This is a genomic window from Nocardia puris (assembly GCF_003315035.1).
Lineage (GTDB): Bacteria > Actinomycetota > Actinomycetes > Mycobacteriales > Mycobacteriaceae > Nocardia > Nocardia puris.
In genome coordinates, this window is sequence record NZ_QNRE01000053.1 from 1 (window position 1) to 1,652 (window position 1,652).

The window sequence follows — 1,652 nt, forward strand, 5'->3', positions numbered from 1 at the left end:
GCGTGTAGCTGTCCGAAGGGTTCGTGCAGGCGGTGGCCGTTGATCTGCTCGTCGTCGATGTAGAGCTGTTGGAAGATTGCCTGATTGAACAGGCGGCGCTGGTGTTCGTTGCAGCGGCGATACAGTTCTTGGGGGTTCTCCAGCAGTGTGAGCGCGGCGTCGATGAGTCGGGCGCTGGATGACAGGTCTTCGGTCGTTGTTGCCAGGCGTTCGGTCAGTCGTCGCCGTTGGTGGGCGATGTCGCGGAGTTTGGCTTTGATCTTGGGCTGCGGAAGGGTGGCGTCGGCTGCCAGGTCGATGAGGTTCTCTTCCTGGGCGTCGAGTGCCTGCAGTTCGGTGGTCAGTTGTTTCTGGAGGAGTCGGTCGGCGGTCTCTTGAGCGTTGATGGCTTCGGCGATCTGGTTGCGGATGCTGGTGATGAAGTCGCTGCGGAATCGGATCGTCGCGTAGTGCGCCTCGACGGCGTCTTCGACAAGGGCGACGTTGATGTGTGGCGCGTTGCAGGTGCCCTTCTGTTTGTTGCGGCAGAAGAAGTAGAGGTATTCGTTGCCGTGTCGGTTGGTTGTTCGCTGGATGATCATCCGCCCGACGGTCCCGGTCCGCTGGCAGCGTCCGCAGAACAGTGACCCTTTGAGGTAGTGGTGGTGGACGCGTCGGCGTTCGTGGGCGTTGGTCCGGGATTCGAGGATCTCTTGGACGTTGTCGAAGAGGTTCTCGTCGATCAGCGGCTCGTGTCGGCCCTGCATCTCCTCGCCCTTGTAGATGACGTAGCCGAGGTAGTAGCGGTCGCGCAGCATCGTCGAGAGCTTGTTTTTGGATACTCGTTGGGCGGGGTGGCGGTGGGTCGGTCGGGTGCGCAGTCCGCGGTCGTAGAGTTCCTCGGATAGTTCGTCGAGGGTGTAGTCGCCGGTGGCGTACAGCTGGAACGCGAGCTGGACGAGCGGTGCGCGTTCGGGGTCGACGCCGATGGTGCGGATCTCGCGGCCGTCGAATCGGTCGAAGATGTTGAGGTACCCGAGCCGGGCGCGGCCGAGTGTGCCGCCGTTGCGGGCTTTCTGGCCCATCTTGTAGGAGATGTCGGCGCCGGACTCGCGGGACTGGTACTCGTTGAAGGTGGCGAGGATGCCGTGCATGAGCTGGCCGACCGGCGAGTCGTCGATGGATTCAGTGGCGGAGACCAGGGTGACGTTTCGCTTGCGGAGGTCGGCCATGACGATGGCGTCGTCGAACCGGTTTCGGGCCATACGAGACAGTTTGTAGACGATGACGTAGTCGACGTCTTGATGGTTTCGAATTCGAGCGAGCAGTTTTTGGAACTCGACTCGTTTCGACATTTCGGTCGCACTCCGGCCAGGCTCGATGTATTCGTCGACGATGGTCAGGCCGAGTTGATTTGCCTTGTTCTGGCAGGCGACACGTTGAGCGGGAATCGATATGCCTTCCGGGTCGTAGTCTGTCTTGAACTGCCCCGGCGATGAGACACGTAGGTAGATGACAGCACGGTCGCCCGCCTTCAAAGGTGCTGGCAGTGATGGGAGTTCGGATGCCAAGTCGTCATCCGCATCGTTCCCCGGGCCTACGTACGCGCTCACCATGGAGATTCCTTATTCTCGACGTCACGGTATTTTCGCGATCGATATTATTATGATTCG

Annotated in this window: 1 protein-coding gene; it reads right to left on the reverse strand. The window is 60.5% G+C overall.

Translation table 11 applies throughout. From position 1 onward, the window contains the following. A partial coding sequence (locus tag DFR74_RS35210) for a recombinase family protein (RefSeq protein WP_084538274.1) occupies positions 1–1,595 on the reverse strand: 1,595 nt, incomplete at its 3' end. Positions 1,596–1,652 lie beyond the last annotated feature (57 nt).